Source organism: Nocardia rhizosphaerihabitans, assembly GCF_014646295.1.
GTDB lineage: Bacteria > Actinomycetota > Actinomycetes > Mycobacteriales > Mycobacteriaceae > Nocardia > Nocardia rhizosphaerihabitans.
This window is the reverse complement of record NZ_BMNE01000010.1, coordinates 131316-158110: the sequence shown is the minus strand read 5'-3', so window position 1 is coordinate 158110 and position 26795 is coordinate 131316. Positions and strand designations below refer to the sequence as shown.

General features: G+C 69.2%; 24 protein-coding genes. 11 read left to right on the top strand and 13 right to left on the bottom strand.

Annotation, left to right across the window (positions count from 1 at the left end):
- Positions 1–8 precede the first annotated feature (8 nt).
- Positions 9–1289: a type III PLP-dependent enzyme domain-containing protein gene (locus tag IEY60_RS31025; protein ID WP_189034063.1), complete on the bottom strand. Its 1281-nt coding sequence runs from the start codon at positions 1287–1289 to the stop codon at positions 9–11.
- A gap of 99 nt (positions 1290–1388) precedes the next feature.
- Here IEY60_RS31025 and IEY60_RS31020 point away from each other — a divergent pair, with 99 nt between their 5' ends.
- The 4 genes from IEY60_RS31020 (at position 1389) to IEY60_RS31005 (ending at position 3939) form a co-directional block, all read left to right on the top strand.
- Positions 1389–2489, top strand: coding sequence for a sugar kinase (locus IEY60_RS31020; protein ID WP_189034062.1), 1101 nt, complete (start codon positions 1389–1391; stop codon positions 2487–2489).
- The gene (locus IEY60_RS31015) at positions 2486–3256 is read left to right on the top strand and encodes an IclR family transcriptional regulator (RefSeq protein WP_189034061.1); all 771 of its coding nucleotides are present in this window, start codon (positions 2486–2488) and stop codon (positions 3254–3256) included. The genes IEY60_RS31020 and IEY60_RS31015 overlap by 4 nt, the downstream gene beginning before the upstream one ends.
- 5 nt (positions 3257–3261) lie before the next feature.
- Complete coding sequence (locus IEY60_RS31010) at positions 3262–3669, top strand: RidA family protein (protein ID WP_189034060.1); 408 nt, start codon at positions 3262–3264, stop codon at positions 3667–3669.
- A gap of 102 nt (positions 3670–3771) precedes the next feature.
- On the top strand, positions 3772–3939 hold the full coding sequence (locus IEY60_RS31005) for a hypothetical protein (protein ID WP_189034059.1): 168 nt from the start codon (positions 3772–3774) through the stop codon (positions 3937–3939).
- Positions 3940–3942: 3 nt separating this feature from the next.
- Here IEY60_RS31005 and ppc read toward each other — a convergent pair whose 3' ends face one another.
- Together ppc and IEY60_RS30995 are read right to left on the bottom strand one after the other, a co-directional pair.
- Complete coding sequence (ppc, locus tag IEY60_RS31000) at positions 3943–6714, bottom strand: phosphoenolpyruvate carboxylase (protein WP_189034058.1); 2772 nt, start codon at positions 6712–6714, stop codon at positions 3943–3945.
- A 61-nt stretch (positions 6715–6775) separates the two neighbouring features.
- Positions 6776–7339, bottom strand: a complete 564-nt coding sequence (locus tag IEY60_RS30995; protein ID WP_189034057.1) for a sugar O-acetyltransferase — start codon at positions 7337–7339, stop codon at positions 6776–6778.
- A gap of 78 nt (positions 7340–7417) precedes the next feature.
- Between IEY60_RS30995 and IEY60_RS30990 the strand changes: the two genes are divergently transcribed.
- From IEY60_RS30990 to IEY60_RS30970, 5 genes are all read left to right on the top strand, one after another.
- Positions 7418–8062, top strand: a complete 645-nt coding sequence (locus IEY60_RS30990) for a LysE family translocator (protein WP_189034056.1) — start codon at positions 7418–7420, stop codon at positions 8060–8062.
- A gap of 45 nt (positions 8063–8107) precedes the next feature.
- Positions 8108–8749: a TetR/AcrR family transcriptional regulator gene (locus IEY60_RS30985; protein ID WP_189034055.1), complete on the top strand. Its 642-nt coding sequence runs from the start codon at positions 8108–8110 to the stop codon at positions 8747–8749.
- Positions 8750–8828: 79 nt separating this feature from the next.
- Complete coding sequence (locus IEY60_RS30980) at positions 8829–10214, top strand: lipase family protein (RefSeq protein ID WP_229740281.1); 1386 nt, start codon at positions 8829–8831, stop codon at positions 10212–10214.
- 154 nt (positions 10215–10368) lie between these two features.
- A complete protein-coding gene (locus tag IEY60_RS30975) occupies positions 10369–10995 on the top strand; it encodes an AF_1327 family membrane protein (RefSeq protein ID WP_229740280.1) in 627 nt (208 codons plus the stop codon).
- Positions 10996–11057: 62 nt separating this feature from the next.
- Positions 11058–12527 carry a hypothetical protein gene (locus IEY60_RS30970; protein ID WP_189034053.1) on the top strand — a complete coding sequence of 490 codons (1470 nt, stop codon included), beginning with the start codon at positions 11058–11060 and terminating at the stop codon, positions 12525–12527.
- Between the two features lie 36 nt (positions 12528–12563).
- On the opposite strand, the gene IEY60_RS30965 is transcribed toward IEY60_RS30970, so the two are convergent.
- The 8 genes from IEY60_RS30965 to IEY60_RS30930 form a co-directional block, all read right to left on the bottom strand.
- Complete coding sequence (locus IEY60_RS30965) at positions 12564–13130, bottom strand: GTP-binding protein (protein ID WP_189034137.1); 567 nt, start codon at positions 13128–13130, stop codon at positions 12564–12566.
- Positions 13131–13149: 19 nt separating this feature from the next.
- Entirely contained in the window at positions 13150–13590 is a 441-nt protein-coding gene (locus tag IEY60_RS30960) for a DUF742 domain-containing protein (protein ID WP_189034052.1), read from the bottom strand.
- Positions 13587–14015 (bottom strand): roadblock/LC7 domain-containing protein, encoded by a 429-nt coding sequence (locus IEY60_RS30955; protein ID WP_189034051.1) that lies wholly within the window; start codon positions 14013–14015, stop codon positions 13587–13589. The genes IEY60_RS30960 and IEY60_RS30955 overlap by 4 nt, the downstream gene beginning before the upstream one ends.
- A 29-nt stretch (positions 14016–14044) precedes the next feature.
- A complete protein-coding gene (locus tag IEY60_RS30950; protein ID WP_229740279.1) occupies positions 14045–16693 on the bottom strand; it encodes a sensor histidine kinase in 2649 nt (882 codons plus the stop codon).
- 374 nt (positions 16694–17067) lie between these two features.
- The gene (locus tag IEY60_RS30945; RefSeq protein WP_189034050.1) at positions 17068–18090 is read right to left on the bottom strand and encodes a hypothetical protein; all 1023 of its coding nucleotides are present in this window, start codon (positions 18088–18090) and stop codon (positions 17068–17070) included.
- Between the two features lie 46 nt (positions 18091–18136).
- Positions 18137–18643 (bottom strand): PspA/IM30 family protein, encoded by a 507-nt coding sequence (locus IEY60_RS30940; RefSeq protein ID WP_189034049.1) that lies wholly within the window; start codon positions 18641–18643, stop codon positions 18137–18139.
- Positions 18644–18652: 9 nt separating this feature from the next.
- A complete protein-coding gene (locus tag IEY60_RS30935; RefSeq protein WP_229740278.1) occupies positions 18653–19423 on the bottom strand; it encodes an alpha/beta hydrolase in 771 nt (256 codons plus the stop codon).
- Positions 19420–20730, bottom strand: coding sequence for a TerD family protein (locus tag IEY60_RS30930; protein ID WP_189034134.1), 1311 nt, complete (start codon positions 20728–20730; stop codon positions 19420–19422). Before IEY60_RS30930 ends, IEY60_RS30935 begins: the two co-directional genes overlap by 4 nt.
- A gap of 107 nt (positions 20731–20837) precedes the next feature.
- Between IEY60_RS30930 and IEY60_RS30925 the strand changes: the two genes are divergently transcribed.
- Entirely contained in the window at positions 20838–21728 is an 891-nt protein-coding gene (locus IEY60_RS30925) for a ribonuclease Z (RefSeq protein WP_189034048.1), read from the top strand.
- 145 nt (positions 21729–21873) lie between these two features.
- Positions 21874–22734 (top strand): tyrosine-protein phosphatase, encoded by an 861-nt coding sequence (locus IEY60_RS30920; protein ID WP_189034047.1) that lies wholly within the window; start codon positions 21874–21876, stop codon positions 22732–22734.
- A gap of 67 nt (positions 22735–22801) precedes the next feature.
- Here the strand turns inward: IEY60_RS30920 and pheT are convergent, their stop codons facing one another.
- Together pheT and pheS are read right to left on the bottom strand one after the other, a co-directional pair.
- Entirely contained in the window at positions 22802–25303 is a 2502-nt protein-coding gene (gene pheT / locus IEY60_RS30915) for a phenylalanine--tRNA ligase subunit beta (protein WP_189034046.1), read from the bottom strand.
- A gap of 18 nt (positions 25304–25321) precedes the next feature.
- Positions 25322–26383: a phenylalanine--tRNA ligase subunit alpha gene (gene pheS / locus IEY60_RS30910; RefSeq protein ID WP_189034045.1), complete on the bottom strand. Its 1062-nt coding sequence runs from the start codon at positions 26381–26383 to the stop codon at positions 25322–25324.
- Positions 26384–26795: the final 412 nt, after the last annotated feature.

The following is a 26795-nucleotide window of genomic DNA, read 5'->3' as shown; positions in this document are numbered from 1 at the left end:
GTCGTCCGTCAGAAGTAGGTGCGGATCAGGTCGACCACGCGCGGCCGGTCCGTCGCGGCGCTGTCGAGCACCGGAATGCGCCGCCACTTGTCGAATGCCGTGCACGGATGCGACAACCCGAGCCGCACGATGCTGCCGATCGGGAGATCGGTGGCAGCGGCGCCGGGCAAGCGCAGGAAGGTGTGCTGATCGTTGAGTGCGGTCACGTGCGCGGTAGCGGGCAGTGCACCGCCGCCGACCACCAGCTGCGGCACCGGCAAGCCTTCGTCGAAGGGGAAGTCGCGCTTGCCGCCGTCGAGCAGGGCCAGTTCCGGTTCGGGCCGGGAGACCACCCTGGCCCAGCCGTGCATCGCCGCGCGCAGGCCGGGTTCGACGGCGGGTGCGGTCAGCGGGGAGATGCTCGCGTAGAAGCCGTCGTCGTGGACGAGGTAGGCGCCGCTGCGCAGCACGACCGTGGTGGTGTCGTCGGCCAGGCGTGCCAGCTCGTCGACGACGAGTTCGGGGTAGGCGCTGCCGCCCGCCGTGACGATCGCCCGGCCCGGGTAGGCGCCGGAGGCGGCGAGTTCGGTGTGCAGGGCGGCGAGTTCGCCGAGGTAGCCACGCACGGCCGCGATACCCGCGGTGCTGCGATCGTGGGCCAGCGCGCCTTCGTAGCCGGCGACACCGGCCAGGACCAGCCGTTCACTGTCCCGGATGGCTGCCGCGACCGCCCGCGCTTCGGCGCGGGTGCGCGCCCCGGTGCGACCGTGCGGGCCGCCCAGTTCGACCAGCACCCGCACCGGGGGGCCGGGCGGAGTGTCGCGCAGGATCTTGTCCATCAGCTCGACCGTGGCGACGCTGTCGGCCCAGCAGTAGAACTCGAATGCGGCATCGCGCGCCGATTCCGCTGCGACCCAGGCCAATCCGGCCGGATCGACGAGCGCGTTGGCGAGCACGATCCGGCCGACGCCGAACGACCGGGCGATCTGGGCCTGCCAGCCGGTGGCCAGCGTGATCGCCCACGAACCTGCCGCGAGCTGTTCGCGCCACAGCTGCGGCGCCATCGTGGTCTTGCCGTGCGGGGCCAGCGCGACACCGGCCGCGGCGGTCCACCGCGCCATCAGCGCGAGATTGGCATCGAGCAGGCCGCGATCGAGGGTGAGCAGCGGCGTCTGCCACGGGGCGAGGTCCGGCGCGGTCGCGAGGTAGTCGCGCACGGTGCGCCCCCATGCGGCGGGCGGCACGCTCTTGTCCTGCGGCCCGAGCACCTCGTCGGCGAGCGCGTCCACGACGGCGTTGTCGATCGTCACAGCTTCCCTTTCCGTCGATCGCCGCGGAGGTTACCCGGGCCGGTCGGTCATATCGGATTGGCATTGCATAATGTGCAACGTTGGTTGCACTGCATGTTCATGCTCGTTATTGTGCATCTCGACGACAGTGACCGCAAGCACGAAAGGGCGAACAAGGTGACTCAGGCAACAGCGGCGACGCCCAGGGCGGTCACCGTGGGCGAGGGGCTGGCCGTGCTCGTGGCCCGGCCGGGACCGCTCGAGCAGTCCGCGCAGTTCGATCGGAGTGCGGGCGGGGCCGAGGCGAATGTGGCCATGGTGCTGACCCAGCTCGGCATCTCGGCGGCCTGGCTCTCCCGGGTGGGCGACGACGGGTTCGGGCGCTACCTGGTGACCCAGCTGGCCGCCCAGGGTGTCGATGTCGACGCGGTCGCCGTCGATCCAGTGCGCCCGACCGGCGTCTACATCAAGGAGCGCGGCAGCGGGTCGGGCGCACCGCACGATCTGCCCGCCCATGCCAGCCGCATGCACTACTACCGCGCCGGATCGGCGGCCAGCGCGCTGTCCCCCGCCGACCTCGCGCCGCGGGCGGCCGCCGGCTTGCTCGATCGCACCGATCTCGTGCACTTCACCGGTATCACGCCGGCGCTGTCGGAGTCGGCGAACGAACTGACCCGCACGTTGATCGCCCTGCCACGGCGCGGACGGCTGGTCAGTTTCGACCTGAATTACCGTCCGGCACTGTGGGGTTCACGCGTGGAGAAGGCCGCCGACGAACTCGCCGCCCATGTCCGTGGCGCGGATGTGGTGCTGCTGGGCGCCGACGAAGCCGAGGAGATCTTCGGCACCGGTGACCCGGCCGCCTTGCGCGCGCTGTTCCCCGAGCCCGCCCAGCTGATCGTCAAGAACGACAAGCACACCGTGACCGGCTTCGACGGCGACGCCTTCGTCGACGTGCCCGCGCTGGCGCTGGACATCACCGAGCGCATCGGCGCCGGTGACGCTTTCGCCGGCGGCTACCTGGCCGCCCTGCTGCACGGTGCCGACCTGCGCACCCGATTGCGCTACGGCCATCTGTGCGCTGCTGCCGCACTCACCGCCACCGGCGATGTCGCGAAACTGCCTCCGGCGCAGGACATCCGACGCCTGGCGGCACTGCCGGAGACCGAATGGACCGGGCTGCGCTACCCGGACGCGCTGGATGGGACGATCAGCCGATGAGTCAAAGCGTGTCGCGGGCCCTGTCCATTCTCATCGCCCTCGGCGAGGACTCGCAGTCCCTCGACGAACTGGCCGCACGGCTCGGCGTGCACAAGTCGACGGTGCTGCGACTGCTACAGACCATGCAGGCCGAACGGTTCGTCGTGCGCGACAGCGCGCACCGGTATTCCCTGGGCACCCGCATGTTCGAATTGGCCAGTCGCGCACTGGAGAACCGTGACGTCCGCACCGTGGCCCGGCCGCATCTGAGCGCGCTCGGCGCCGCCACCGGGCAGACGGTGCACCTGGCCGCCTACGAATCCGGTGACGCGGTCTACATCGACAAGGTCGACGCCGAGCAGGCGGTGCGGATGTACTCGCGGATCGGCCGTCCCGCCCCCCTGCACTGCACCGCCGTCGGCAAGGTACTGGTCGCGGCATTGCCCCGCGCCGAATGGCGTTCCGTCGCCGCGCGATTGGACTACCACCCGTTCACCACCCGCACCCTGCGCACGCCCGAGCAGTATCTCGCCGAGCTGGACCTCGTCGCGGCCCAGGGATTCGCCGAGGACCACGAGGAACACGAGAGCTTCGTCAACTGCATCGGCGTGCCGGTCCGCGACGGGATCGGCGCCGTGGTTGCCGCCGTCTCGGTCTCGGTCCCCGATGTGCTGCTCGACTACGATCAGGTGCTGGCGCTGTTGCCGCAGGTCAGGGCGACCGCCGATGCCATCTCCACCGAACTCGGCTGGGACCCCCGCCGAGACGCCACCGCGAGGAAAGGCTGAACCCTATGTCCGACAAGATCGCCGTGCGCACCACCGACGCTCCCGCCCCGGCTCATACGTTCTCCCAGGGTGTGCGCAAGGGACCGTTCGTCCAGGTCTCCGGCCAGGGTCCAGTCGACCCCGCGACCAATGAGTACCTGCACCCCGGCGATGTCGCCGCCCAGACCACCCGCACCCTGATGAACGTGCTGGCGATCGTGGAGGCCGCGGGCGCCACCTTCGACGATGTGGTGATGCTGCGCGTCTACCTCACTCAAAGAGACGATTTCGCGGTGATGAACGAAGCGTATGGTGAATTCGTCGTCAAGCACACCACCAACGGCGTCCTGCCCTCGCGCACGACCGTTTTCACCGGTCTCCCGCGCGAGGAGATGCTGGTGGAGATCGACGCGATCGCCGTCGTCACGGACTGAACGGCGATTCCGGTGATGTCTCCGACATCGCGCACTACCCCGTGTTGAGATGGGGCAGCTCCCGCGAGGGAGCAGTTTCACCGTTCTACCGAGGAGCAGCTCATGTTCGCCAAAACCGCCCGTCCGCTCGCCATCGCCGCTCTCGCTCTCTCCGTCACCGCCATCGGCGCAGGCCCCGCCTCGGCGGCCACCGCGCAGCCGGTCGTCGGTTCGGTGACAGTCTGCGTCGGCGTTCCAGTCGGGCCGGTCGTCGTCAGCGTCTGTATCTAGCGGCTAACCCGAGTTGCGCAGGGCGGTGGCCAGGCCGTTCATGGTGAGCAGGATGCCCCGCTTCACGAGTTCGGAATCGTCACCGCCGCGCAACCGACGCAGCAGGTCCACCTGGAGCTGGTTGAGTGGCTCCAGGTAGGGAAAACGATTGTGGATCGATTCCGCCAGTGACGGGTTGTCGCTGAGCAACTCGTCGTGGCCGGTGACCGCCAGGTACATGCGGATGGTGCGGGCGTGTTCGTCGCGGATCATCCCGAAGATCTGGGCGCGCAGCGTCGCGTCCTCGACCAGGTCCGCATACCGCGCCGCGATGTCGAGATCGCTCTTGGCCATCACCTGCGCCAGGTTCGACAGCACCGTGCGGAAGAACGGCCAGCGCTGATAGAGGTCGGTGAGCCTGGCCAGACGCTGCGGGTCCGCACCCACCCATTCCTCGAGCGCGGTGCCGGTGCCGTACCAGCCGGGCAGCATGACGCGCGCCTGGCTCCAGGCCATCACCCATGGGATCGCGCGCAGGTCCGAGACCGAATTGGTGGGTTTGCGCGAGGCCGGGCGGCTGCCGATATTGAGGTCGCCGACCTCGGCGACCGGGGTGGACTGGCGGAAGTACTCGACGAAGCCCGGGGTGTCGTGCACGAGGCGCGCGTAGGCGGCGCGGGCGCGGGCGGCCAGGTCGTCGAGCAGTTCGTAGGCCGGTTCGGCGTCGTCGCCGAGGCCTTCCACATCCAGCAGGGTCGATTCGAGCGTGCCCGCGATCAGTGACTCCAGGTTGCGGTGGGCCGCGCCCTGTTCGGAGTACTTCGCGGCGATCACCTCGCCCTGTTCGGTGAGCCGCAGCGAACCGCGCACCGCGCCGGCGGGCTGGGCCAGGATGGCGTCGTAGCTGCGGCCGCCGCCGCGACCGACGGTGCCGCCGCGACCGTGGAACAGCCGCAACCGGATTCCCGACTTCCTGGCCACCTCGACCAGATCGAGTTCCGCCCGGTACAGCGCCCAGTTCGCCGCGAGATAGCCGCCGTCCTTGTTCGAGTCGGAGTAGCCGAGCATCACCTCCTGCCGCATGCCCGCCGCGGCGACGAGCTCGCGGTACACCGGAACCTCCAGTACCTCCGACAGCGTCGCGGCGCCCGCCCCCAGGTCCTCGATGGTCTCGAACAGCGGAACGATCCCGACGGGGCTGCTCGGTGTGCCCTCGGCGGTGCCGGGATCGAGGATCCCCGCTTCCTTGAGCAGCAGGGCCGCCTCGAGCATGTCGCTGACCGAGGTGCACATGCTGATGATGTAATGCGGGATGGCGGCGGCGCCGAAGGTGTCGATCACCGCCTTGGCTGCCCGCAGCACCCCGAGCTCCTTGGTGGCGAGTTCGCTCAGCTGCGCGTGCGGGCCGAGAAGTGGCCTGCGGGTGCGCAGTTCGTTCGCGAGCAGCTCGACGCGGTCGGCTTCGGACAGGCTCGGATAGTCGGCATGCACGCCCGACCAGGCCAGCAGTTCGGTGACGACCTGCTCGTGCACCTCGGAGTTCTGGCGCATGTCCAGGCTCTGCAGGTGGAAGCCGAAGGTCTCGATGGCGTGGCGCAGGGCGGCGAGGCCGTCGTCGGCCAGCAGCGCGTCGCCGCTGGCGCGCATCGAGGCGTCGACGGCGTCGAGGTCGTCGAGCACCGCCTGCGGGGTGGCATACGGCGCGGCCGTGGTCTCGAGGCCGTTGTCCGGCAGTTCGCCGAGCGCCAGTTCCGCGGTGGCGCTGAGCCGGGCCCGGATCGCGTGCAGCGCACGGCGATACGGCTCGTCGGCGAACACGGCCGGATCGGGATAGCCCGCCTCGGCGAGCGCGGCGACCGCGGGCGTCACCTGCACCAACCGAGCGGACTGGGACAGCGTCTTCTCCAGGTCGACCAGCGCGTCCAGATACCGGCCGAACGCGTAGGCCGAGGCCTGCTCGGCCGCGGTGTGCACGACTTCCGCTGTCACATACGGGTTTCCGTCCCGGTCGCCACCGATCCACGAGCCGGGGCGCAGGATCGGGCGGGGCAGCAGCTCGGCATCGGGCCAGCGCGAGCGCAGCGCGGCGCGCACCTGCGCGTTGATCGCCGGGATCACGTCGTAGAGGGTCAGGTCGTAGTAACGCAGGCCGACCGAGATCTCGTCCTGAATCCGCAAGCGCGCCAACCGGATCAGTGCCGTGCGCCACAGGGTGAGGACTTCGCGGCGGATCTGCAACTCGGAGTCGTCGAAGCCGGGGTCGCCGGGCTCGAGCCTGCGCCGCAACCGCATCAGCGCGGTGATCTTGGCTTGGACGTCGAAGACCGTGCGCCTGCGGGTCTCGGTCGGATGCGCGGTGATCACCGGCGAGACGAGGGCGTCGGTGAGCAGCTCGGCCACCGTCGAGCCGTCGAGGGCGGCGGCGTCGAGCTTGTCGTAGGTGGCGGCCAGCGAGGAATCCTGGGGCGGCTCGCCCGCCGAGATGTGGGCGGCGCGGCGGCGGTCACGCTGGATGTCCTCGGCGAGATTGGCCAGCAGCACGAAGTAGCTGAACGCCCGGATCAGCGGGATCGCGACCTCGGTCGGGGTGCCGTCGAGCATGTCGGCGACCGCGCTGCGCTCGACCTCCTCGCGGCGCACCGCGAACGCCTCGGTCCGCACCCGCTCGATCAGGTCGAAGACCTCGGGACCCTCGTGGTCGCGGATGGTGTCGCCCAGGATGCCACCGAGAAACCGGATGTCCTCGCGCAGCGGCCGGGTCGCTTCCTGCTCCTGCACGGTTCGCGATTCGCCCATGGAAAGACAGTATTGCCGCCGTCCCCGCGACGCGACCCGGCGACGCGCCCCGCGGGAGTGATCAGGCCGACAGTTGCCGGATCACCCGCGCCGGGTTGCCCGCGGCGAACACCCGGTCCGGCAGGTCGCGGGTGACCACACTGCCCGCGCCGACCACAACGTCGTCACCGATGCTCACCCCCGGGCACACGATCACGCCGCCGCCGAACCACGCGTTGTTCCCGATCCGGATCGGCGCCGCGGATTCCCACCGCTGCCTGCGCTTCTCGTGATCGTCCATCGGGTGCAGCGCGGTCAGCAGCTGGCAGCGCGGGCCGATCGAACAGTCGTCGCCGATGACGATCGGCGCGCAGTCGAGCAGGATCGCGTCGTAGTTGAGGAAGCTGTTGGCGCCGATCTCGATGAGATAGCCGTAGTCGCACTGGAATCGCGGCATGACCCACGACCCCTCCCCCACCTTCCCCAGCAGCTCGCCCAGCAACTCGGATCGGCGCCCGGTCTCGTCGGGGCCGGTCCGGTTGAACTCGTCGCACAACCGTTGCGCCCGTTGCCGTTCGGTCACCAGTTCGGGATCGCTGTCCTTGTACAGCTGCCCGCTCAGCATCCGCTGCTTCTGTTCGCCCATTGCGCCGAGTGTATGGGCGAGGTTCGGGGCGTGGCGCGCCGTTGCCTCCCGGCGCTCCGGTGGATAGCGTGGGTCGGCATGGTGTCGATGACGCATCTCGCGTCCTTCGCGGGACTGTCCTTCCTGCTCGTGGTGGTACCCGGCCCGAGTGTGCTGTTCACGATCAGCCGGGCGCTCACGGTCGGCAGGCGGGCGGCGCTGTTGACGGTGGTCGGCAATTCGGTCGGCGTATACGTGCAGGTCGTGGCGGTCGCCATCGGGCTCGGCGCCCTTGTCGCCACCTCGGCGGCGGTGTTCACCGCCGTCAAACTGGTCGGCGCGCTCTATCTCGTCTATCTGGGAGTCCAGGCGATCAGGCACCGCGCCGACCTGGCCAGGGCACTCCAGCCCGAGCACGCCACGTCGGGTTTCTCCACCATCGCCGTGCTCCGCGACGGGTTCGTCGTCGGCTTCGCCAACCCGAAGACCATCGTCTTCCTGGCGGCGCTGCTGCCGCAGTTCGTCGACCCCACCCGGGGCTCGGTCTCGCAGCAGATGCTGGTGCTCGGCATCTGCATCCCCCTGTTCGGGATGGTGTTCGATTCGCTGTGGGCGCTCGCGGCCGACTCCGTGCGCAGCTGGATCGCCCGCACTCCGCGCCGCCTCGCCGCGGTCGGCGGCACCAGCGGGCTGGTGATGATCGGCCTCGGCACCTCGCTGGCCTTCACCGGACGCAAAGACTGAGCACCGTGGGGGCGTCGGCGACGGCGTGAAAGTAGGGTCGGAGTCGTGACGACAGCGCGGACCCGACACAACTACACCGGTACCTCGGTCGCCGAACGGCAGATCGAGCGCCGGGCGCTGTTCATCGAGGCGGGGCTGACCGTTTTCGCGGAGAAGTCGTTCGCCAACAGTTCGCTCACCGATGTGTGTGCGGCGGCGGGGCTGTCGCGACGGCAGTTCTACGAGCAGTTCGCCGGGCGCGAGGAATTGCTCGTCGCGGTGTACGACACGGTGCAGGGCAAGGCAAGGGACGCGGTGGCCGCGGCGCTGGCGGCAGCCGAGACCGACGACCTGCGCGCGCTGATCGACGCCGCGGTGCGGGCGTACACGACGGCGATCACCGACGACATCCGGTGCGCCAAGGTCGCTTTCGTGGAGATCGTCGGCGTGAGCCCCGCGATCGAGGAACATCGCGCGCAGGTCAGGGACCGGTGGGGTGAGGTGGTTGCCGCAATCGCCGCCGGGCGGGAGCAAGCGCGAACGCCGCCCGGTGGCTGGCGGGTGTCGATGGCGGCATTCATCGGCGCGGTGAACGGCGCCGTGCACCAGTGGAGCCTGGACGACCCGCGCCCGCCCGTCGACGAGCTGGTAGAGGTGTTCTCCACCCTGCTCAACGCCCTGACAACCGCGGAGCCTCCCGGCCGCTGATTGCGATCCACGCCACACCCGTGCCATAGTAGCCGTCATTGAGACGAAGGCGTCTCAATTCACGTGAGGACTGTGCACGATGAGATCTCCCCTCGCTCTGCGATGGTTCGCCCTGGCGACCGGTGTGCTCGCGGCCGCTACGGTCGTGGTGGCCGGGCCGGTGGCCGCCGAACCCGCGGCGGTGGCGCCCGCGCCGGTGGTTCCGCTGCCGCCCGAATTGGATCCGGGCTTCTATCTGCCGTCCGCCGACATCGTGGCGGCCACGGCGCCGGGTGCGATCATCGCGGCCCGCCAGGTCCGGATCGCCGATTTCGGCCTGCTGCCGATCGATGTGGATGCCTGGCAGGTGTCGTATCGCTCCAACAACAGCCGCGACGAGGCGATCCCGGCGGTCGCCACCGTGATCAAGCCGCGCGGGCAGGCGCCCGAGCCGCGCAAGCTGCTGTCGGTGCAGCTGGCCGAGGACTCGACCGCGGGCTACTGCGCGCCCTCGTATGCGCTGCAACATCTTTCGGTCGCGCCCCTGGCGGGTCAGGTCGTCGTTCCCGCCGAGTTCCTCTTCGCGCAGGCCGCGCTGGCGCAGGGCTGGGCGGTCGTCGTTCCCGATCACCAGGGCCCGAATTCGGCCTATGCGGCGGGACCGCTGGCCGGCCGGATCACCCTCGACGGAATTCGCGCGGCGACCTCGTTCGCGCCGCTCGAGGTGGGCGCTACCGCGCCGGTCGGGCTGTACGGATACTCCGGCGGCTCGATCGCGACCGGGCATGCCGCCGAACTGAAGGCCTCCTACGCACCCGAACTGAACATCGTCGGCGCGGCCGAGGGTGGGGTCGGCGCCGATCTCGGTGCGGCACTGAGCATGGCGAACAACCAGGCGACCTCGGGTCTCGTCTTCGCGGCCGTCCTCGGGCTGACGCGCGAGTACCCCGACTTCGCGGCCTACCTCGATCAGCGACTGGACCCGGTAGGCAAGGGGCTGTCCGCGATCAAGTCACCCCTGTGTGTGCAGTACCAGTCGGCGCTGCTGCCGTTCCTCAACATGATCGGCATGATCGGCTCCGACGGCAATCCGCTCGACGATCCGCCGGTCGCGGCCATGCTCGACGACACCCGCATGGGCAAGTCCGTGCCCGACATGCCCCTGTTCGTCTGGCATTCCGCCTGGGACGAAATCCTCCCGCTGGCCGCCACCGACACGCTGGTCGACACCTACTGCCGCGACCCGAAGACCTCGCTCACCTACACCCGCGATCACGCCAGTGAGCACATCGTCGCCGAGGTCGTCGGCGGCCCGGCCGCGCTGCTGTGGCTGCGCGACCGTCTCGACGGCATCCCCGCTCCCGCCGGCTGCACCACGTCCGACGCGGGCACCATGGCGGCCACTCCGGGCGCGCTCGACTTCCTCGGCGAGACTCTCTCCGCGAAATTCGCCACCCTCTTCGGCGTGCCGCTGGGCTCCCACTGAGGTCCGCTGCCGGGGCGTGGTCGACGACCATGCCCCGGTCACGTTCGCGCACACGCTGATTCAGGGTCGACGCCACTCGGCGATACATATTGACGTTCTCTGTTGATTTGTATCATACTCGCCGGGTTCGTCGATCATGAGCAGGAGGGCCCCGTTGACCGACAATGCACGGGCTGCGCTGGAATTACTTCGCGATGCGGACCAGTTCAAGTGGTATGTCATTCCGCTATTACTGATGGTCATCTACATCTATTCCGTCGAGATCGAGCGGCGGAACTGGAATGTGCTGTTCGCGGGGCTCGCGCTGTGGTGCATGGACTGGTTCAACGAGATCTGGAACGCGCTGGTCTTCCATGTCACCGAGCGTGCGCCGGTGTGGGCGGCGAGCGGGCCGACGGCGTATCAGATCCTGATCGGGCTGAATATCGAGATCTGCTTCATGTTCGCCATCATGGGGATCGCGGCGGCGAAGATGTTGCCGCCCAAGGAGACCCGGATCCTCGGCCTGCCGAACCGGCCGGTGCTGATCGCGGCGAACTCCGCCGCGGCGGTGGGTGTCGAGGTGCTGCTGAACAAGGCAGGGGTACTCACCTGGGACTGGTCGTGGTGGCAGCCCGGTTTCCCGTTCCTGATCTGGATCATCGGGTATGTGCCGTTCTTCGCGGCCTGTTTCTACGTGCACGATCTGCCGAGCGTGCGTAGCAAGGCGCTGGTTGTCGGCACGATCTTCGGCATCGATGCCGTCGCCCTGATCGGTTTCGGCGCGGCGGGGTGGCTGTGAGGCGCGGGCACGCCGTGCGGCGTGGAGCGTTGATCGCGGCGGCCGGTCTGGTCTTGGCCGGGGTGACAACACAATCGGCATCCATCGCCGATCCGGGATGTCTGCCGGTAGGTACGGTCGGCACGCCGGAGGTGACGGTCGACGAGTCCACCGCGGGGTTGTCGGATTTCGCCCCGGCTACTGTCGCGCTGCCCGAGCAGGTCTACTTCCGGACCACCACCGAATCGTTCAACCGGCGCTGGACCTTCGCCACCCGCGACGGCAACGTGTACGTGAAAGAGGCTGCCGCCCAGGGTAGTTGGCGCACCGTGGCGCTGCCCGGTTGTCTGGCGGGCACCATCGCCGGTGTCTCGGCCGACGACGACGAAGTGATGTTGATCGACCGCGACGGCCGCTTCATCACGATGGACCGTGCGCTGAGCGCACCCAAGGACTGGAACTGGAGCAGCCGCTACGGCACCCCGCTGTGGACCGGCCCCGGCAACACCCTCCCGCCGGGCGCACTGACCTGGTCGTGGTCGGTATTGTCGCCCGACGAGGATCACGTGTGGACCGACACCGCGGGCAACGAGCATCCGGTCGGCGGGGCGAAAGTGTCGCACGTGTTCGCCCTGACCCACGGCGGTCAGCGGATCCAGTACGTCGACCCGTGGCTGCCGGTGGATCACAGCTACGAGATGGGACTGCCGTTCGGCGGCCGGTTCCAGGCGGTGGCGCTGTCCACCAGCGCGTCGACCTCGCTGATCGTCAACCGGTTCGGCGACTTCTACACGCGCCTCTACGATTTCGACATCTCCGGCGCGGACAAGGTCTTCTTCCGCTACTCCTACCAGGATCAGCGCGGACTCCCCGAGGCCCCCGACATGCTGTCCGAGCGCATCGACAGCCGCTACGCCGCCATCCAGCTGCCCGCCCCCGACTGGGTCGCGCAGCCGAAGGTGCCCGGTGAGATCACCGACCGCATCTCCATCCACCGCACCGGACCCGGTTCCGCCGCACGGGAACTGCGGGTCGAAGGCCGTGACGGTGGGCGAACCGGTTTCTGGCGCAAGACACTCACCGAGAACGCCTGGACCTTCGTCACCACCGATCAGCCACTCGCCGGTGCGGCACTGGAGAATTCGCCCGTGAACCGTGCCGAGGAGACGCTGAGCCCGCCGTCACCGTACGACTACCAGGGCGTCTCGCCGCAAGGCTGGACCGCCAGTGTGCAGTCCTTCGACCTGGCCGTCTCCCCCACCCCCCTGCGTATCGAATTCGGCGACGGCACCGAACTCGACGTCGTCCTGCACACCGTCGACGGCTTGCGACAGACTCCACAACAGCCCGGAATCACCGATCAGCCCCGATTCTTCGACGGCACCATCGAGGTGCCCCAGCAGCTGCTCGCCGAGCTGGACACCCAACCGGCCACGGTGCGGAATTTCGTGCGAAACACACTGGGCGGCAACCGCTTCACGGATACCTCCGTCGACGTCACCGACGCACGCCTGCACATCGCCGTGTGGGAAATCACGCTGAACCGACGCTGACCAGCAGCACCGGGCGCGGGCCCTAGATCACGGTCGTCAGCTCACCTCCCGGTGGCGAGGTTGGGCTCGGTGGAGGAGGACTTGTTCGAGGAGGGCTACCAGGACGTCGCGGACGGAGTCGCGGTTGCGGGCGTCGCAGTCGAGGACGGGGATCCAGTCGTCGAGGCCGAGGGCTTCGCGGACTTCGGTGAGGTCGAAGTGGGTGGCATCGTCGAAGCGGTTGACCACGACGACGAAGGGGGTGTTGTGATCTTCGAAATAGTCCAGGACCGGGTAGCAGTCTTCGACGCGGCCGGTGTCGACGACGATCACCGCGCCCAGCGCGCCGTCGACGAGGTCGTCCCACAGGAAGACGAAGCGGTCCTGGCCGGGGGTGCCGAACAGGTACAGGATCAGGGACTGGTCGAGGGTGATGCGGCCGAAGTCCAAAGCGACGGTGGTGGCGGTCTTCTCGGCGCGGCGGCCGGGGTCGTCGACGCCGATCGACACCTCGGTCATCGATGCCTCGGTGACCAGCGGCTCGATCTCGGAGATGGCGCCGATGAAGGTGGTCTTGCCGACGCCGAAGCCGCCGCTGACCACGACCTTGACCGACGTCGGCATCGCCGCGGCGGTCCGGAATTCAGAGTGCCCGAACAAGATCCCTGATCCTCTCGATGGCGGCGGTCGACAGTTCCGGCGCGTCGCGGACGGTCACATGACCCGCCGCCACCAGATCGCTGACGATCACCTTGGCGATGCCGACCGGAACGCGCAGGGCGACACCGACTTCGGCGATGGAGTGCGGTCGCAGGCACAACTGCACGACGGTGCGTTCCTCGAACCGCAGCGGCGCCGACAGCGCGGACGGCGGCGCGTGGACGAGCGTCTCGATGCGCAGTCCGTCCAGCACCGGGACGGTGCGGCCCGCGGTGACCACGAACGGACGGACGAAGCGATCCTCGAGATCGGCGCTGCCGGTCGGCGCCACCGGGATCGGCGCCGGCTCGTCGCGCCAGCCGGTGGGCCGGTTCATCGGGATCATGCGTGGGTCGGGCAGCCGGGGATGATCGGGATCTCTCATCTGCGCAACGACTCTCGCAGTTCCCCGATCAACATCGGGTCGAGCAGCGCGCCCGCGCGTTCGGCCAGCACCGCCATCTCGTAGCCGACCAGGCCGACATCGCATCCGCCGTCGGCGATCACGCCGAGGCAGCTGCCGTCGCCGAGCGCCGAGACCAGCAGGAAACCGCGCTTCATCTCGATCATGATCAGCTTCAAGCCGTCGAAATCGTAACTGCGCGAAGCACTGCGGGCGAGGCTGGACAGACCGGAGACCATGGCGGCGAGCCGGTCGGCGCCGGCGCGGTCCAGGCCGTCGGACATGGCGATGAGCAGCCCGTCGGAGGACACCGCGACGGTGTCGCGCACGCCGTCGGTGTTGCGGACGAAGTTGCCGAGCAGCCAGTTGAAGGTGTGCGGGTCTGCGGTCGGTAGATGGGTGGTCACCGGGGGCTCCTGGGGTCGGGTCCGATCGATCAGCGGGTCGGATCTGGGGTCGGCCCTGAACGGGTGTCGCCACCCCGTTCGTGGCCGGTGCGGAAGGAGGACAGCATGCTGCGTGTCTGGTCGGGGGTTCGTTCGACGGCGGGTGGGCGGTCCTGACGGGTTGCCGGGTCGCGACGGGAACGGTCCGGGGAGCCGGTGATCTTGGCGCGTTTACTGCGCTTCACCAGCCCGTTGCGGGTGCGTTCGACGGCCGGGGGGCCGGTCGGTTCGACCGCTTGCCGGTCGGGACGCTCCAGGTCGGGGGCCGTGCGGCCGATCCATTCGACCACGGGCCGGTCGGCATGGTCCGCGAGCAGCGCTGCGGAGCCGATCGATTCAGCCACCGGGTGGTGTGCCCGGTCCGGGTCGAGCGCGGGCGCCGCCGATCCGTTGCGACCCCGGTCGGTGCCGGAATCCGCGGGTGCGACGCTGTCGGCCCGGCCGCCTCCGTCGACGGAACTCCCTGTCCCGCTGAGAAACTGCGCGTAAGGGGACACGCTCGCGGCGTGGTCCGAGGCACGCCCGTTGACGGTTCGTCGCGGTGCCTTGGTCCCGTCAGCGGCGTCGCCGTCGGTGGTGTGCACCGGCCTCTCGACGCGGCTGTGTCCGGCTCGGCCGACGGCGCCGTTCGACGCCATCCCCGGGTACTTCCGACTTGTCGCCACACCGGCCGCGTCCGCGTCGCCACGCGCATCGGCACTCGTCGGAACCGATTGCACTGGGCGGGGCGATGTTTCGTCGACCAGGATGCTCGGCGGCAGCAGCAGCCGCGCGACGATGCCGCTGACCGGCGAGGTGTTGAGTTCCACGTCGATGCCGAGCCGACCGGCCAGCCGACCGACCACGTAGTGCCCGAGGTAGCGCGTGGAGGCCACGATGAAGTCCTGCTCGCCGCGCAGGCGCGCATTGGCCTCGGCGAGCTGGTCGAGCGGCATGCCGACGCCGTGGTCGACGACGGCGAGCAGGTAGCCGCCCGCCACTTTGCGCCCGTAGACCTCGACCTCGAGGTCGGGCGGGGAGAAGGCGAGGCCGTTCTCGATGAGTTCGGCCAGGACGTGAGCGAGTTCGCTGACGACCGCACCCGTGATCGCGATGTCGTCGACCCGGCGCAACACCACCCGGCGATAGTCGTCGACCTCGGACAGACCTGCCCGGATGACGTCGGTGAGCGCGATCGGTTCGGCCCAGCGGCGCGGGCTGGCCTCGCCGACGAGTACCAGCAGGCTTTCGGCATTGCGGCGCATCCGGGTCGCGAGGTGGTCGAGTTCGAACAGGTTCGACAGCGCTTTCGGGTCGAGTTCCTCGCGTTCGAATTCGCTGATCAGGCCGAGCTGCCTGCGCACGAGGTTCTGGTTGCGCCGGGCCAGGTTCGCCATCGACTCGGTGGTGTTGCGCCGCACCAGCGCCTGCTCGGAGGCGAGGTCGAAGGCGGTGGTCTGGACCCGGTCCAGCGCGCCGGCGACGGCGCCGATCTCGGCACTCGCGCCGGGCGGGGTGCGCACGGGCGCGGGCGGTTCCGGCTGGGTGTCGGCGGCGCCGCGCCAGGCGGCGATCACCTCGGGCAGCCTGCTGGAGGCGACATCGTCGGCCTCGGCGGCGAGCCGGGCCAGCGGCCGCACGATGGCCCTGATACTCGCGAACACCAGCGCCACCTCGGCGGCGATCGCGAGCAGGGCGGCCAGGGCGAACCCGGCGAGGATCAGCGCGGCGGTGCGGCGCAGGTCGGCGGCACGGGCGCGGACATCGTCGCCGACGGCCTGCTGCACGGTGCGCTGGGCGTCGATCACGTCGGTCATCTGCGCCCACCAGACCGCGGGGTCCACCGCGCGGACCAGCGGACCGGCCGTCGACGCGATCGCGATGTTCTCCGATTCGGTTGCTCGCGTAGCACTCTCGCCGACGAGGACGGCGTCGAGGCGATCCTGCTGGGCGGCGGTGGCGTCGCGGTCGAACTGGGTGAGCGCGGCATTGCGGGCGGCGCGGATGTCGAGGAACTGCACGTACTCCCCGGGCGCGAACTCCCCGGCGGCGAACACACCGTTGAGGAAACCACGTTCCCGTGCCGTGAACTCCTTCGCGTCGCCGAGGGCGTAGAGGGCTTGCAGGCCGTGGCGCACCGCGGGGTCGCGGGCCTGGTCGAGACCGAGGACCAGGCGGTTCACCGCGTCGATGCTGTCGGAATAGAACTGGAAGGCCGCCTGCCGCGAGACGGTGCGGGTGTCGATCTGCGAACGAAAGCTCGGCAGACCGGCCAGCTGGCCCAGCGCCGAGCGCACCTCGCCCGCACCCGGCGGGTCGGCCGCCACGATCGCGGCCAGATTCCGCAGTGCCGCGTCGGTGCCCGCCCGCTGATCGGTGACGGGCTGCAGCAGGCGCTGGTCGCCGCCGAGCAGGCCGTTGCTCAGGCCGCGTTCGCGCTGCACCTGGTGCACCAGATCCTGGGCGGCCAGTGCCACCGCGACCGCGTCCACCGTCTCACCACTGCGGCGGAAGGCGCCGATCTGCGTGGACATCGTCAGCCCGAGCAGCGCGAGCACCAGCACCAGCGACACCGCCAGGATCCGGGCGAGCTGCCCGGAGATGGTGCGCGGCCGGATCAGCCTGCCACCCGCGGGCTGCCGACGGGAATGTGAACGCACCACCTGCTCCTCTGTAACACCGCCGGGTGAATTTTCCGGCGGCTCAACGAAAGTCAGGTGTCAACTTGCACTGCCCGGTCCACGCGGTCAATCCGGGACGGTGTAAGAACGGGTTTCGTGCAGTGATCTCAACATGCCGGAAATCAACGGGGGTTTCTGTATCCGAAACCTCACAGCCCGCACGGCAATTGCGTGACCGGCCCGTTCGATGCGCGATACATAGCCGAGAAATAGCGACGTGATGCCGCCCACAATTTCCGGCAGCGCGAAGGACAACGCTGTAAAAGTGGGCGGGTCAACCGATCAGAAATGAACGATAGCGACCCGAACCACACATTCCCGGCGTATTCCGGAAATTCGAGACCCGACGGTGATTACTTGCCGCCGAGAATGCCGAGCACCTGCTCGGAGAAGAAGAACGGCTCGAGGCGTTCCCGGATCAGCCCGGCCAGCACACCGTTGGCCTTGGCCGACTCGATGACGGCGGGACCGTAGCGCAGGATCTCGGCGCCGATGTCGTCGGCGGTCAGCCCGAGCTCGGGCAGCATCGCCGAGAGCGTGTGCTTGCTGTACCTGGTGTAGAACACCTCGACGCATTCGCGCACCAGCATCCCGAAGTATTCCTTCTCCCTGGTCGTCACCGCGATCTCGTAGCAGATCTGGACCAGTTCGTTGAGATCCTTCTGCGTGAGGTACTCGCGCAGGCCCGCCACGGGCTCGTCGGCGTGCAGATCCCAGAACTCCATCGCCGCCGAGTGCACGGGGGCGTCGCGCAGCATGTCGCGGATGGCGTTGTTGGTGCGCTTGAGCGCGAACAGCGCGCCCTTGCCGGCGAGATCGCCGACGAAGGTGCTGTCGGCGACCTTCTTGGCGCGGTTCGCGGCCGACTGGCCCAGCGACATCAGCGAGGAGACACCGGGGATCTTCTCGGCGCGTTCCCGGTTGGCCTGCATGAAGTCGCCGATCAGCTTGTCGACGAAGCGGGCGGCGACGGTGGCGACGAGCGGGCTCTCGGTGAGCCGGTCCAGGATGCGCTCCTGGGCCTGGTGCATGCCGAAGATCTTCTCCAGCAACGCTTCCACCGGCTCGCGGTCGACCACATCGCCGAGGGTGTACTCGGTGTTGGACGCGATGTGGTCGTAGATCGCGTCGGAGAAGATGCCGACGGTGTCGGCGATGACGGGGCTGCCGCCGATGCGGTCGAACACCGTGGCCACGGTTTCCTCGCCCTGTGCGAGCGAAACGACGTCACCGAAGACGATGGTGTCGCCGACGGCCAGCACGGCGGCCACGTCCCGCGCGATCACCTCGGCGAACCGGTCACCGGTCACCTCGGCGAGCAGGAAGTCCACCTGCGCGTCGAGCAGTCGTTCGGCGATCTGGCGCGCCTGTGTCATCTGGGTCCACCCATCACGGTCGTTGCTCGGACGGGAGGCCTTGCGGCTACTTGTCGTCGGCGCCGGAATCGTTGCCCTGCATCGATTTCCGAATCTGAGCCAGACGCTCGCGCGCGGCTTTCTCCCGCGCCTCCCACTGTTCGTCGACGCTGCGACCCGCCGGGGTCTGCTGGTCGAGCTCACCCATTCCCTGCGCGGTGCCGAAGCGCTGCTCGACCTTATCGCGAACCGCGTCGAATGTCGGCACTCCGGAAGTGGAATAGCCGCCGGTCACAGTGGGTGCGGCGGTGCCGGGCAGGCCATGCGGTACCGGCGGTACCGGCATGGCGCCTCCTACCTGGTCCGATGCGACGGACACCACATCGGCGTCCACCACGTCCGTGTCCAGAGTCACAGGTGATCCGGTTTCCGCATGACCGGCCGCGACCTGGGCGAGTGCGGCGGCGACGGGGCCGAGCCCGGGCCGGCCGGCGACCGCGGCCCGCAGCACCGACACCAGCTCGGCGTCGGGCAGCGCGGCCAGACGGCCGAGGATCTCGCTCGTTTCGCTCATACCGCCAGGCTACGCAGGCAGGAAGGTCTCCGACCACTCCGTGATGCGCTGCGGCCAGCGCGGGCCGAGCGCGTCGATGACGTCGTTGTGGCCCGCACCGGGCACCACGACCAGCTCCTTCGGTTCCCGCGCCGCCGCGAAGAGGCGTTCGGCATGGCGCAGCGGGAGCAGTTCGTCGCGGTCGCCGTGGAACATCAACACCGGGACGCGCAGGGCGGCGATCCGGCGCAGGCTCGGGTAGGCGTTCGGGATCAGCGGCGCGGGCAGGAACGGGTAGACCGAGCGGGCGGCGGCGCGCATGCTGCTGAAGGTCGACATCAGGATCATGCCCGCGGGCGGGTGCTCGGTGGCCAGCTCGAGCAGGACACCGCCGCCGAGCGACTTGCCGAGATACAGCACCCGGTCCGGGTCGACGCCGGGCTGGTCGAGCAGGGCGGCGCGGACCGCCCTGGCGTCGAGATAGGTGCCCTGCTCCCCCGGCGATCCCGTGCTGTGGCCGAAACCGCGATAGTCGAAGGCGAGGACGTCGAAACCGGCCCGGACCAGCAGCGCGATGATCGGCACGCGGTCGCCGATGGTGCCCGCGTTGCCGTGCGCGTAGAGGATGTGGCCGCGGGGGCGGTCGGCGCGCACGAACCAGCCGTGCAGGTCGACGCCGTCGGCGGTCCGCGGGTGCAGGTCGCGGTAGTCGAGGCCGTAGGCGGCCGGGGTCTGTGCGACGTGCTTGTCCGGGTGGTAGACCAGCGCGTTCAGCGCCCTGGTCGCGGGGTGTCGTATCACTTGCCGCGGCCCGCCTGGAAGCCGAAGTCCCAGTTGTACAACCGGGCGATCTCCATGACACCCCCGCCCGGCTGACCGGCGGGCGGCCGGACGAAGGCGCCCTCGCGCCGGACCACCAGCTCGCCGTCGACGTTCTCCAGCACGGCGAGCACCGCGTCGCGGGAATTGTCGGTGCAGCCGTCGAGGGTCATCTCGATCGGTGGGGAGTTCACCGGGTTCAGGGTGACGGTGGCGTGCACGCCGCGGAAGTCGCTCGCGCCGTCGTAGATCGAGGCGAAGACGAGGATCCGACGGAAGAACTGGGTGTAGTCCAGGTTGATCGAGAGGTTCTCGCCGGTGATGCTGGCGCCGGTGCGGTCGTCCTGGTCGAGGTGGATGAACGGCGGCTCGTACAGTGCGCCGAAACGGCGGTCGAGGGCGCGGACCGAACCGATCGCGCCGTTGACCAGTTCGAAGAAGCAGCACAGGTCGAGGTCGATGTTCCTACCCCGCAGCTTGCCGAACAGGCGGCCGGTCGCGGCCATCGACGTCCAGTTCAGGTTCACCCGCAGGACGCCGCCGGTCGCGCCGTGCTTGGTGAGCGAGACCGAGGGTGATTCCTTGGTCAGCGAGACCTTGGCGAGGTTCACCGGGGGTGCGGCAGGCGGGGCGACGGGAGGTGGGCCCTGGTGGGGCGGGGAGAACGGCTGGGGCGGGCTCGGCTGCGCGGCCGAGGCGTACGGCTGGGGTGCGGGGACGTACGGCGGCGGGGTCGGTGGGGTGAACGGCGCCGGTGCGGGCGGGGTGGCAGGCGCGTCGTCGACCGAGATGCCGAAATCTGTTGCCAGACCGGCCAATCCGGAGTCGTAACCCTGACCGACGGCACGGAACTTCCACGCACCCTGGCGGCGGTACAGCTCGCCCAGGACGAACGCGGTCTCGGTGGTGGCGCCCGTGCTGTCGAAGCGGGCGACCTCGCCGCCGCCGACCGCATCGATCACCCGAACGTAGAGGCCGCGGAACTGGCCGAAGGTGCCGCCGTCGGCGGAGGCGGCGAGCACGATCGTCTCGATCTGCGGCTCGACCTGGGCCAGGTTCACCGACAGCGCGTCGATGACGGTGGGCCCCTGCTGTTTTCCCTCGTGGCGGACCGCGCCCGAGGGGTGCACCGCCTGGTTGTAGAAGACGAAGTCGTCGTCGGAACGCACCTTCGCCCCGGCGAGGAGCAGCGCGGAAGCATCGGCATCGGGCACCCCCGCACCCGGCTGCCAACCCACTTCGACGCGAACCACGGAAGCAGGCACCGCGACATTGGCGCCTTTCATCATCGACACACCAGCCAACCTATCCCGCCCCCTCACCGGACCCAACCCGTCACCCCTGCTCGACCCGAAATAGACCTGACACCCTTGCCGCGAGCCGCGAGGATGGGTCCATGTCGACACGGGAGCTCATCGTGCTGGGTACGGCTGGGGCTGTGCCCACGCGCCGCCGCAATCACAACGGATATCTGTTGCGTTGGGGCGGGCAGGGCATTCTGTTCGACCCGGGCGAAGGCACGCAGCGTCAGATGGCGCACGCGGGGGCTTCCGCGACCGAGCTGCACTGGGTCTGCGTCACTCATTTTCACGGGGATCACGCCTTGGGTGTGCCGGGCATCGTGCAGCGGCTGGGTCGCGACGGGGTGCCGCACGATGTCCACGCGGTCTTTCCCGCCGAGGGCGCCGAGTACTGGGAGCGTCTGAAGTTCGCGACCAGCTACTACGGTTCGCCCACGCTCGTCGAGCACCCTGTCAGCGGCCCGGGCGAGACATTGCAGGGCGACGGCTTCACGCTCACCGCGCTGCCCTTGGACCACAGCATCCCGACCTACGGCTACCGGATCGCCGAGCCGGACGGCCGCACGTTTCTGCCCGAACGGCTACGCGCGCACGGCATCTCGGGTGCGGCCGTCCGGGAACTGTCGGGGGCGCTCCTGGAGGAATGCACGGTGCCGAGGCCGGGGCAGAAGGTGGCCTTCGTCATGGATACCCGCCTGTGCGACAACGTCTTCGCCCTGGCCGAGGGCGTGGACATGCTCATCATCGAGTCCACGTTCCTCGACTCCGAGACCGATCAGGCCGCCGAGCGGGGTCACCTGACGGCGCGGCAGGCGGGCGAAGTGGCCAGGGCCTGCGGGGTGCGGACCCTGGTTCTGACACACTTCTCCGAGCGCTACGCCGAAGCCGACGACCCGCTGTTCCTGGAGCAGGCGGACTTCCCCGGCGCCGTGCTCGCCCACGACCTGGACCGCGTCCCACTCCCGCCCCGCCGCGTGGCCCGCTGAAACGACCGGTCTCGGTGACCGAGTTGCGAGTCCTGCTGGGCGGTGCCACATTCGGGAATCGGCGGCCGGGCCGTAGGCCGTCAATAACGTCTCGCGGATGAGTAATTCATCTGTTTCGCGGAAGCGGAAGTCATGGTTGTCGTTGGTGTCCGTGCCGCTGCTGGCTGTCGGGTTGGTGGCTGCGGGGTTGGCTGGTACCGCCGGCGCAGCCCCTGCCGGGGGTCCGACCAAGATCGAACTGCAGGGTGCTGCCAATGTTCGGGACCTGGGTGGGTACATCACCTACGACGGAGCCAAGGTCAAGACGGGCAAGCTTGTTCGGGCCGACGCGCTCGCCAAGCTGACCGATGCCGATGTGCAGAAGCTGGCGGCGTTGAAGCTCCAGACTGTGATCGACCTCAGGACGCCGGCCGAGGTGCAGGCGATGGGGGCGGACAAGTTGCCCGCAGGAGTTCCGCTGGTGGCCCGTCCGATCGACGACGGCGGCATGTTCACGAAGATGTTCCAGGCAATCTCGTCGAAAGATCCGGTGCAGCAACAGGAAATGCTGGGTGACGGCAAAGCCGAGCAGATCATGCAGAACGTGTATCTCAACTTCTTCACCGCCGATGCGCTGGGGAAGTTCGGACAGTCGGTCAAGGATCTGGCGAATACCGCGAACGCCACGCTGTATCACTGCACGGCCGGTAAGGACCGGACGGGATGGCTGTCCTACGTGACACTGCGGGCCGTCGGCGTGCCGGAGTCGGTGGCTCGGCAGGACTACCTGCTGTCGAATCAGTATCGGGCGGCGGCGGATGCCGCACTGCGGGCCCAGCTGAAGCAGGCAGGCATCATGCAGAATCCGGACCTGCTGATTCCCCTGCAGGAAGTGCGGGTCGCCTACCTCGACGTGGCGCTCGGGCAGATCGAGGAGAAGTACGGGGACTTCGGCAAGTACCTCACCGACGGACTCGGACTCGACGGCTGGACCCTGATGAAACTGCGGAAGAACCTGGTTTCCTGACCTGAGTGACAGCGGAAGACGACGAAGACCGCCCGGTGGGATACCCGGGCGGCCTTCGCGATGCGGGTCAGCCGCGCAGTTCGGCGCCTACCGCGGTGGCTGCCGAGGCGACGGCCGCGTCGCGCGCGGCACTGGCCTCGTCCTCGGTGAGGGTGCGATCGGTGGCGCGGAAACGCAGGGCGTAGGTCAGGGACTTGCGGCCCTCACCGGCCTGCGCGCCCTCGTAGACGTCGAACAGGGCAATGTCCTCGAGCAGGTCGCCTCCACCGGTGCGCAGCGCCGATTCGACGCTCGCGGCGGGAACAGCCTTCTCGACGCTGATCGACACGTCCTGCAGGACGGCGGGGAACGCCGACACCGTGGGCGCGGGACGGGCCTCGGTCAGCGGCAGGGCATCGAGGTCCAGTTCCAGCGCGCAGGTGCGCGGCGGCAGACCGGCGCGCTCCAGCACGGCCGGGTGCAGCTCACCCGCGTGACCGACCACGACACCGTCGACGACCAGTTCGGCGCAGCGGCCGGGATGCCACGGCAGGTAGGCGGCGGCGCGGCGTTCGATGGTGACACCCGCCGCGTCGGCGATGGCGTCGACCAGCGCGAACGCGTCGGCGGCCTCGGCCTGACGGCCGGGACCCCATGGACCGCGCGGGTCACGCTTGCCGCTGAGCACCGCGGCCACGTGCACCGGCTGCGCGGGCAGCGAGGCGTCCAGCTCGGCGATCTGCTCGTCGGTGGGCCGACGATCCACCGGCAGCGCCGCGACCGCGTGGGTCTCGGCGCCGGGCTGCACGACCTGTGCGATGCCGTAGATCGTGAGGTCGCGGGCGCCGCGCGAGATATTGCGGGTGGCCACTTCCAGCAGACCGGGCAGCAGCGTGGTCGCCAGCTCGGGACGCTCGGTGTCGAGCGGGTTCAGCACGCGGGTGGTGTTGCGGCGCGGGTCGTCGACGTCGAGACCCCACACGTCGAACACACCGGCGGGCAGGAACACCGGCGCGGGCACCTCGACGCCGCCGGCGAACGCCAGCGCCCGGCTCACCGCACGGCGCCGCTTCTGGGTGGCGGTCAGGCCGCGACCGGCAGGCGCCGACGGCAGGACCGACGGGATCTGCTCGAGACCCTCCAGCCGCAGCACCTCTTCGACCAGGTCGGCGGGCTGGGACAGGTCGGGGCGCCAGCTCGGCGGGGTCACCAGCAGCTGGGTCTTGCCCGCGTCGTTGACCTCGATCTCGACCCCGGCGCCGATCTGGGCGAGCCTGCGCACGGCGGTGCCCGCCGGGTAGGTGACGCCGGCGACGCGGTCGGGCAGGTCGATGTCCATCGCGATCGGCGCGACCGGCTCGAGCGGAACGCGGATGTCGGTGAGCGTGGATTCGATGGTGCCGCCGGTGATCTCGGCCAGCAGGGTGGCCGCCCGGTCGAGAGCGACAATGTTGATCTCCGGGTCGACGACGCGCTCGTAGCGCTTGCCCGCCTCCGAGACCAGCTTGTGCCTGCGCGCGGTCCGGTACACCCGCAACGGGTTCCAGGTCGCGGCCTCGAGCACCACGTCGGTGGTCCCTGCGCCGACCTCGGTGCTGTCACCGCCCATCACACCGGCCAGCGAGATGACGCCGGAGTCGTCGGCGATCACCACGTCCTCGGCGTCGAGGGTGCGCTCGACATCGTCGAGGGTGCGCAGGGTCTCACCGGTGTTGGCTGAGCGAACGACCAAGCCGCCGTGGAGTTTCGCGGCGTCGAAGGCGTGCAGCGGCTGGCCCAGTTCGAGCATCACGTAGTTGGTGACGTCGACGGCGGGCGAGATCGGGCGCATGCCCGACAGCATCAGCCTGCGCTGCAGCCACAGCGGGCTCACCGCGTCCGGGTTCATCCCGGTGACCCGGCGCACGCCGAAACGGGTGCACTCCGAGTCGGCTTCCAGCCGAACGGGCCACGCCTCACCGTCGCCGTCGGCCAGGGTCCGTACGGCCGGGTCGGCGTATTCGAGATCGAAGCCGCAGGCCAGTTCACGGGCCAGGCCGCGGACCGAGAAGCAGTAGCCGCGGTCGGGGGTGATGTTGAGTTCGATGATCGTGTCGTCGGTGCCGAGCAGCACGTTCGCGTCGTCACCGGGCTGCGCCGAGCCGGGCTCGAGCACCAAAATGCCGTCGTGATCCTTGCCGATGCCGAGTTCGGCGACCGAGCAGATCATGCCGTTGGAGGTGTGCCCATAGGTCTTCCGCGAGGAGATCTTGAACCCACCGGGCAGCTCGCCACCGGGCAGCACGACGACGACGAGGTCGCCGACCGCGAAATTGCGGGCGCCGCAGACGATCTCCTGCAGCTCGGGGTTGCCGACATCGACCTTGCAGAAGCGGATCGGCTTCTTGAACTCGGTGAGCTCGGTGATCTCGGCGACCCGGCCGACGACCAGCGGCTTGTCGATGTCACCACCGATCGGCTGGAGCTCGTCGACCTCTTCGACCTCCAGGCCGACGCGGACGAAACCGGCATCGAGCTCGGCCGAGGACACCGACCATTCGGGGGTGGTGCGCTGCAGGATCTCGGTCAGCCAGGACTGCGCTACTCGCACGTGACTTTTCGCTCTCTCTCAGGACCGGATACCGAAGGGCAGGGTGAACCGCACGTCACCCTCGACGATGTCGCGCATGTCGGGGATGCCGTTGCGGAACTGCAGCGTGCGCTCCATACCCATGCCGAACGCGAACCCGGAGTACACCTCGGGATCGATGCCGCTGGCGATCAGCACCTTCGGGTTGACCATGCCGCAGCCGCCCCACTCGACCCAGCCCGCGCCGCCCTTCTTGTCCGGGAACCACACGTCGACCTCGGCGGACGGCTCGGTGAAGGGGAAGTAGTTGGGGCGCATGCGGGTTCGGGTGTCGGGGCCGAACAGGGCGCGCGCGAACGCGTCCAGGGTGCCGCGCAGGTGGGCCATGGTCAGGCCCTTGTCGATCGCCAGACCCTCCACCTGGGAGAACACCGGGGTGTGGGTGGCGTCGAGCTCGTCGGTGCGGAAGGTGCGGCCCGGGCACACGACGTAGATCGGCAGCTCGCGTTCCAGCATCGAGCGCACCTGCACCGGGGAAGTGTGCGTGCGCAGCACCTGGCGCGAACCCTCCGGGGCGATGTGGAAGGTGTCCTGCATGGTGCGCGCCGGGTGATCGGGCAGGAAGTTCAGCGCGTCGAAGTTGAAGTGCTCGGTCTCGACCTCGGGACCCTCGGCGACCTCCCAGCCCATGCCGACGAACACGTCGGCGATCTGCTCGGAGATGACGGTGATGGGGTGACGGGCGCCGACCGGCTGACGGCGGGCCGGGAGGGTGACGTCGATCTTCTCCGCCACCAGCACGGCCTGATCGCGCTCTTCCAGCAGCGCCGCGCGGCGCGCCTCGAACGCGTCGGACACGCGCTTGCGGGCGACGTTGACCCGCTTGCCCGCGTCGGCCTTCTGCTCCTTGGGCAGCGCGCCCAGCCCGCGCTGTGCGAGCGCGATCGGCGACTTGCCGCCGATGTAGTCGGTCTTGGCGACCGCCAGCGCATCCAGATCAGCCGCAGCGGCGAACGCCTTCTCGGCCTCCGCTGCCGCTGCCGCGAGTGCCTCCTCGGTCAGCAAGGCGTTCTGCTCGACTCCACTGTTGTCGTCGGCCACGATCGTTCGACTCTCCCCTGGGGATCGGTTCACGGGTGCGTCATTGCCTACCCGTATCGGTGCTGCATAAATCCTATGGGATCGGGTTCGCGCGATTCATCCGGATTACCGGCGACGCGGCCGCAACCGTGCTAACACTCGCCGGAAGGTCGTGGTGCGGACCGACAAGTCCAGGTCAGGCCGGTCTTCGCAGGGTTCGCATCACGATCGGCGGCGAACCGGAACCCGAGGGAACCGAATCGGCACGGGTTCCGTCCAACCGTTCAAACACACCCGCGTGTTCGACTCGAGAACAGGACCACTCGATGCCTGAACAGACTTGCGATTCGACACCACCCCAGGGCCGGCGATCCCGCTTGACCACCCCGGGCAGCGGCCTGGCTCTGTGCGGGCTTGGCATCCGGCCCACCGG

What these genes read in the sequence shown, in the direction of transcription:
- IEY60_RS31020 (WP_189034062.1), top strand. Translation starts at nt 1,389, where the DNA reads ATGCTCGTTATTGTGCATCTCGACGACAGTGACCGCAAGCACGAAAGG.
- IEY60_RS31015 (WP_189034061.1), top strand. Translation starts at nt 2,486, where the DNA reads ATGAGTCAAAGCGTGTCGCGGGCCCTGTCCATTCTCATCGCCCTCGGC.
- IEY60_RS31010 (WP_189034060.1), top strand. Translation starts at nt 3,262, where the DNA reads ATGTCCGACAAGATCGCCGTGCGCACCACCGACGCTCCCGCCCCGGCT.
- IEY60_RS31005 (WP_189034059.1), top strand. Translation starts at nt 3,772, where the DNA reads ATGTTCGCCAAAACCGCCCGTCCGCTCGCCATCGCCGCTCTCGCTCTC.
- ppc (WP_189034058.1), bottom strand. Translation starts at nt 6,714, where the DNA reads ATGGGCGAATCGCGAACCGTGCAGGAGCAGGAAGCGACCCGGCCGCTG.
- IEY60_RS30995 (WP_189034057.1), bottom strand. Translation starts at nt 7,339, where the DNA reads ATGGGCGAACAGAAGCAGCGGATGCTGAGCGGGCAGCTGTACAAGGAC.
- IEY60_RS30990 (WP_189034056.1), top strand. Translation starts at nt 7,418, where the DNA reads ATGGTGTCGATGACGCATCTCGCGTCCTTCGCGGGACTGTCCTTCCTG.
- IEY60_RS30980 (WP_229740281.1), top strand. Translation starts at nt 8,829, where the DNA reads ATGAGATCTCCCCTCGCTCTGCGATGGTTCGCCCTGGCGACCGGTGTG.
- IEY60_RS30965 (WP_189034137.1), bottom strand. Translation starts at nt 13,130, where the DNA reads ATGCCGACGTCGGTCAAGGTCGTGGTCAGCGGCGGCTTCGGCGTCGGC.
- IEY60_RS30960 (WP_189034052.1), bottom strand. Translation starts at nt 13,590, where the DNA reads ATGAGAGATCCCGATCATCCCCGGCTGCCCGACCCACGCATGATCCCG.
- IEY60_RS30945 (WP_189034050.1), bottom strand. Translation starts at nt 18,090, where the DNA reads ATGACACAGGCGCGCCAGATCGCCGAACGACTGCTCGACGCGCAGGTG.
- IEY60_RS30940 (WP_189034049.1), bottom strand. Translation starts at nt 18,643, where the DNA reads ATGAGCGAAACGAGCGAGATCCTCGGCCGTCTGGCCGCGCTGCCCGAC.
- IEY60_RS30930 (WP_189034134.1), bottom strand. Translation starts at nt 20,730, where the DNA reads ATGATGAAAGGCGCCAATGTCGCGGTGCCTGCTTCCGTGGTTCGCGTC.
- IEY60_RS30925 (WP_189034048.1), top strand. Translation starts at nt 20,838, where the DNA reads ATGTCGACACGGGAGCTCATCGTGCTGGGTACGGCTGGGGCTGTGCCC.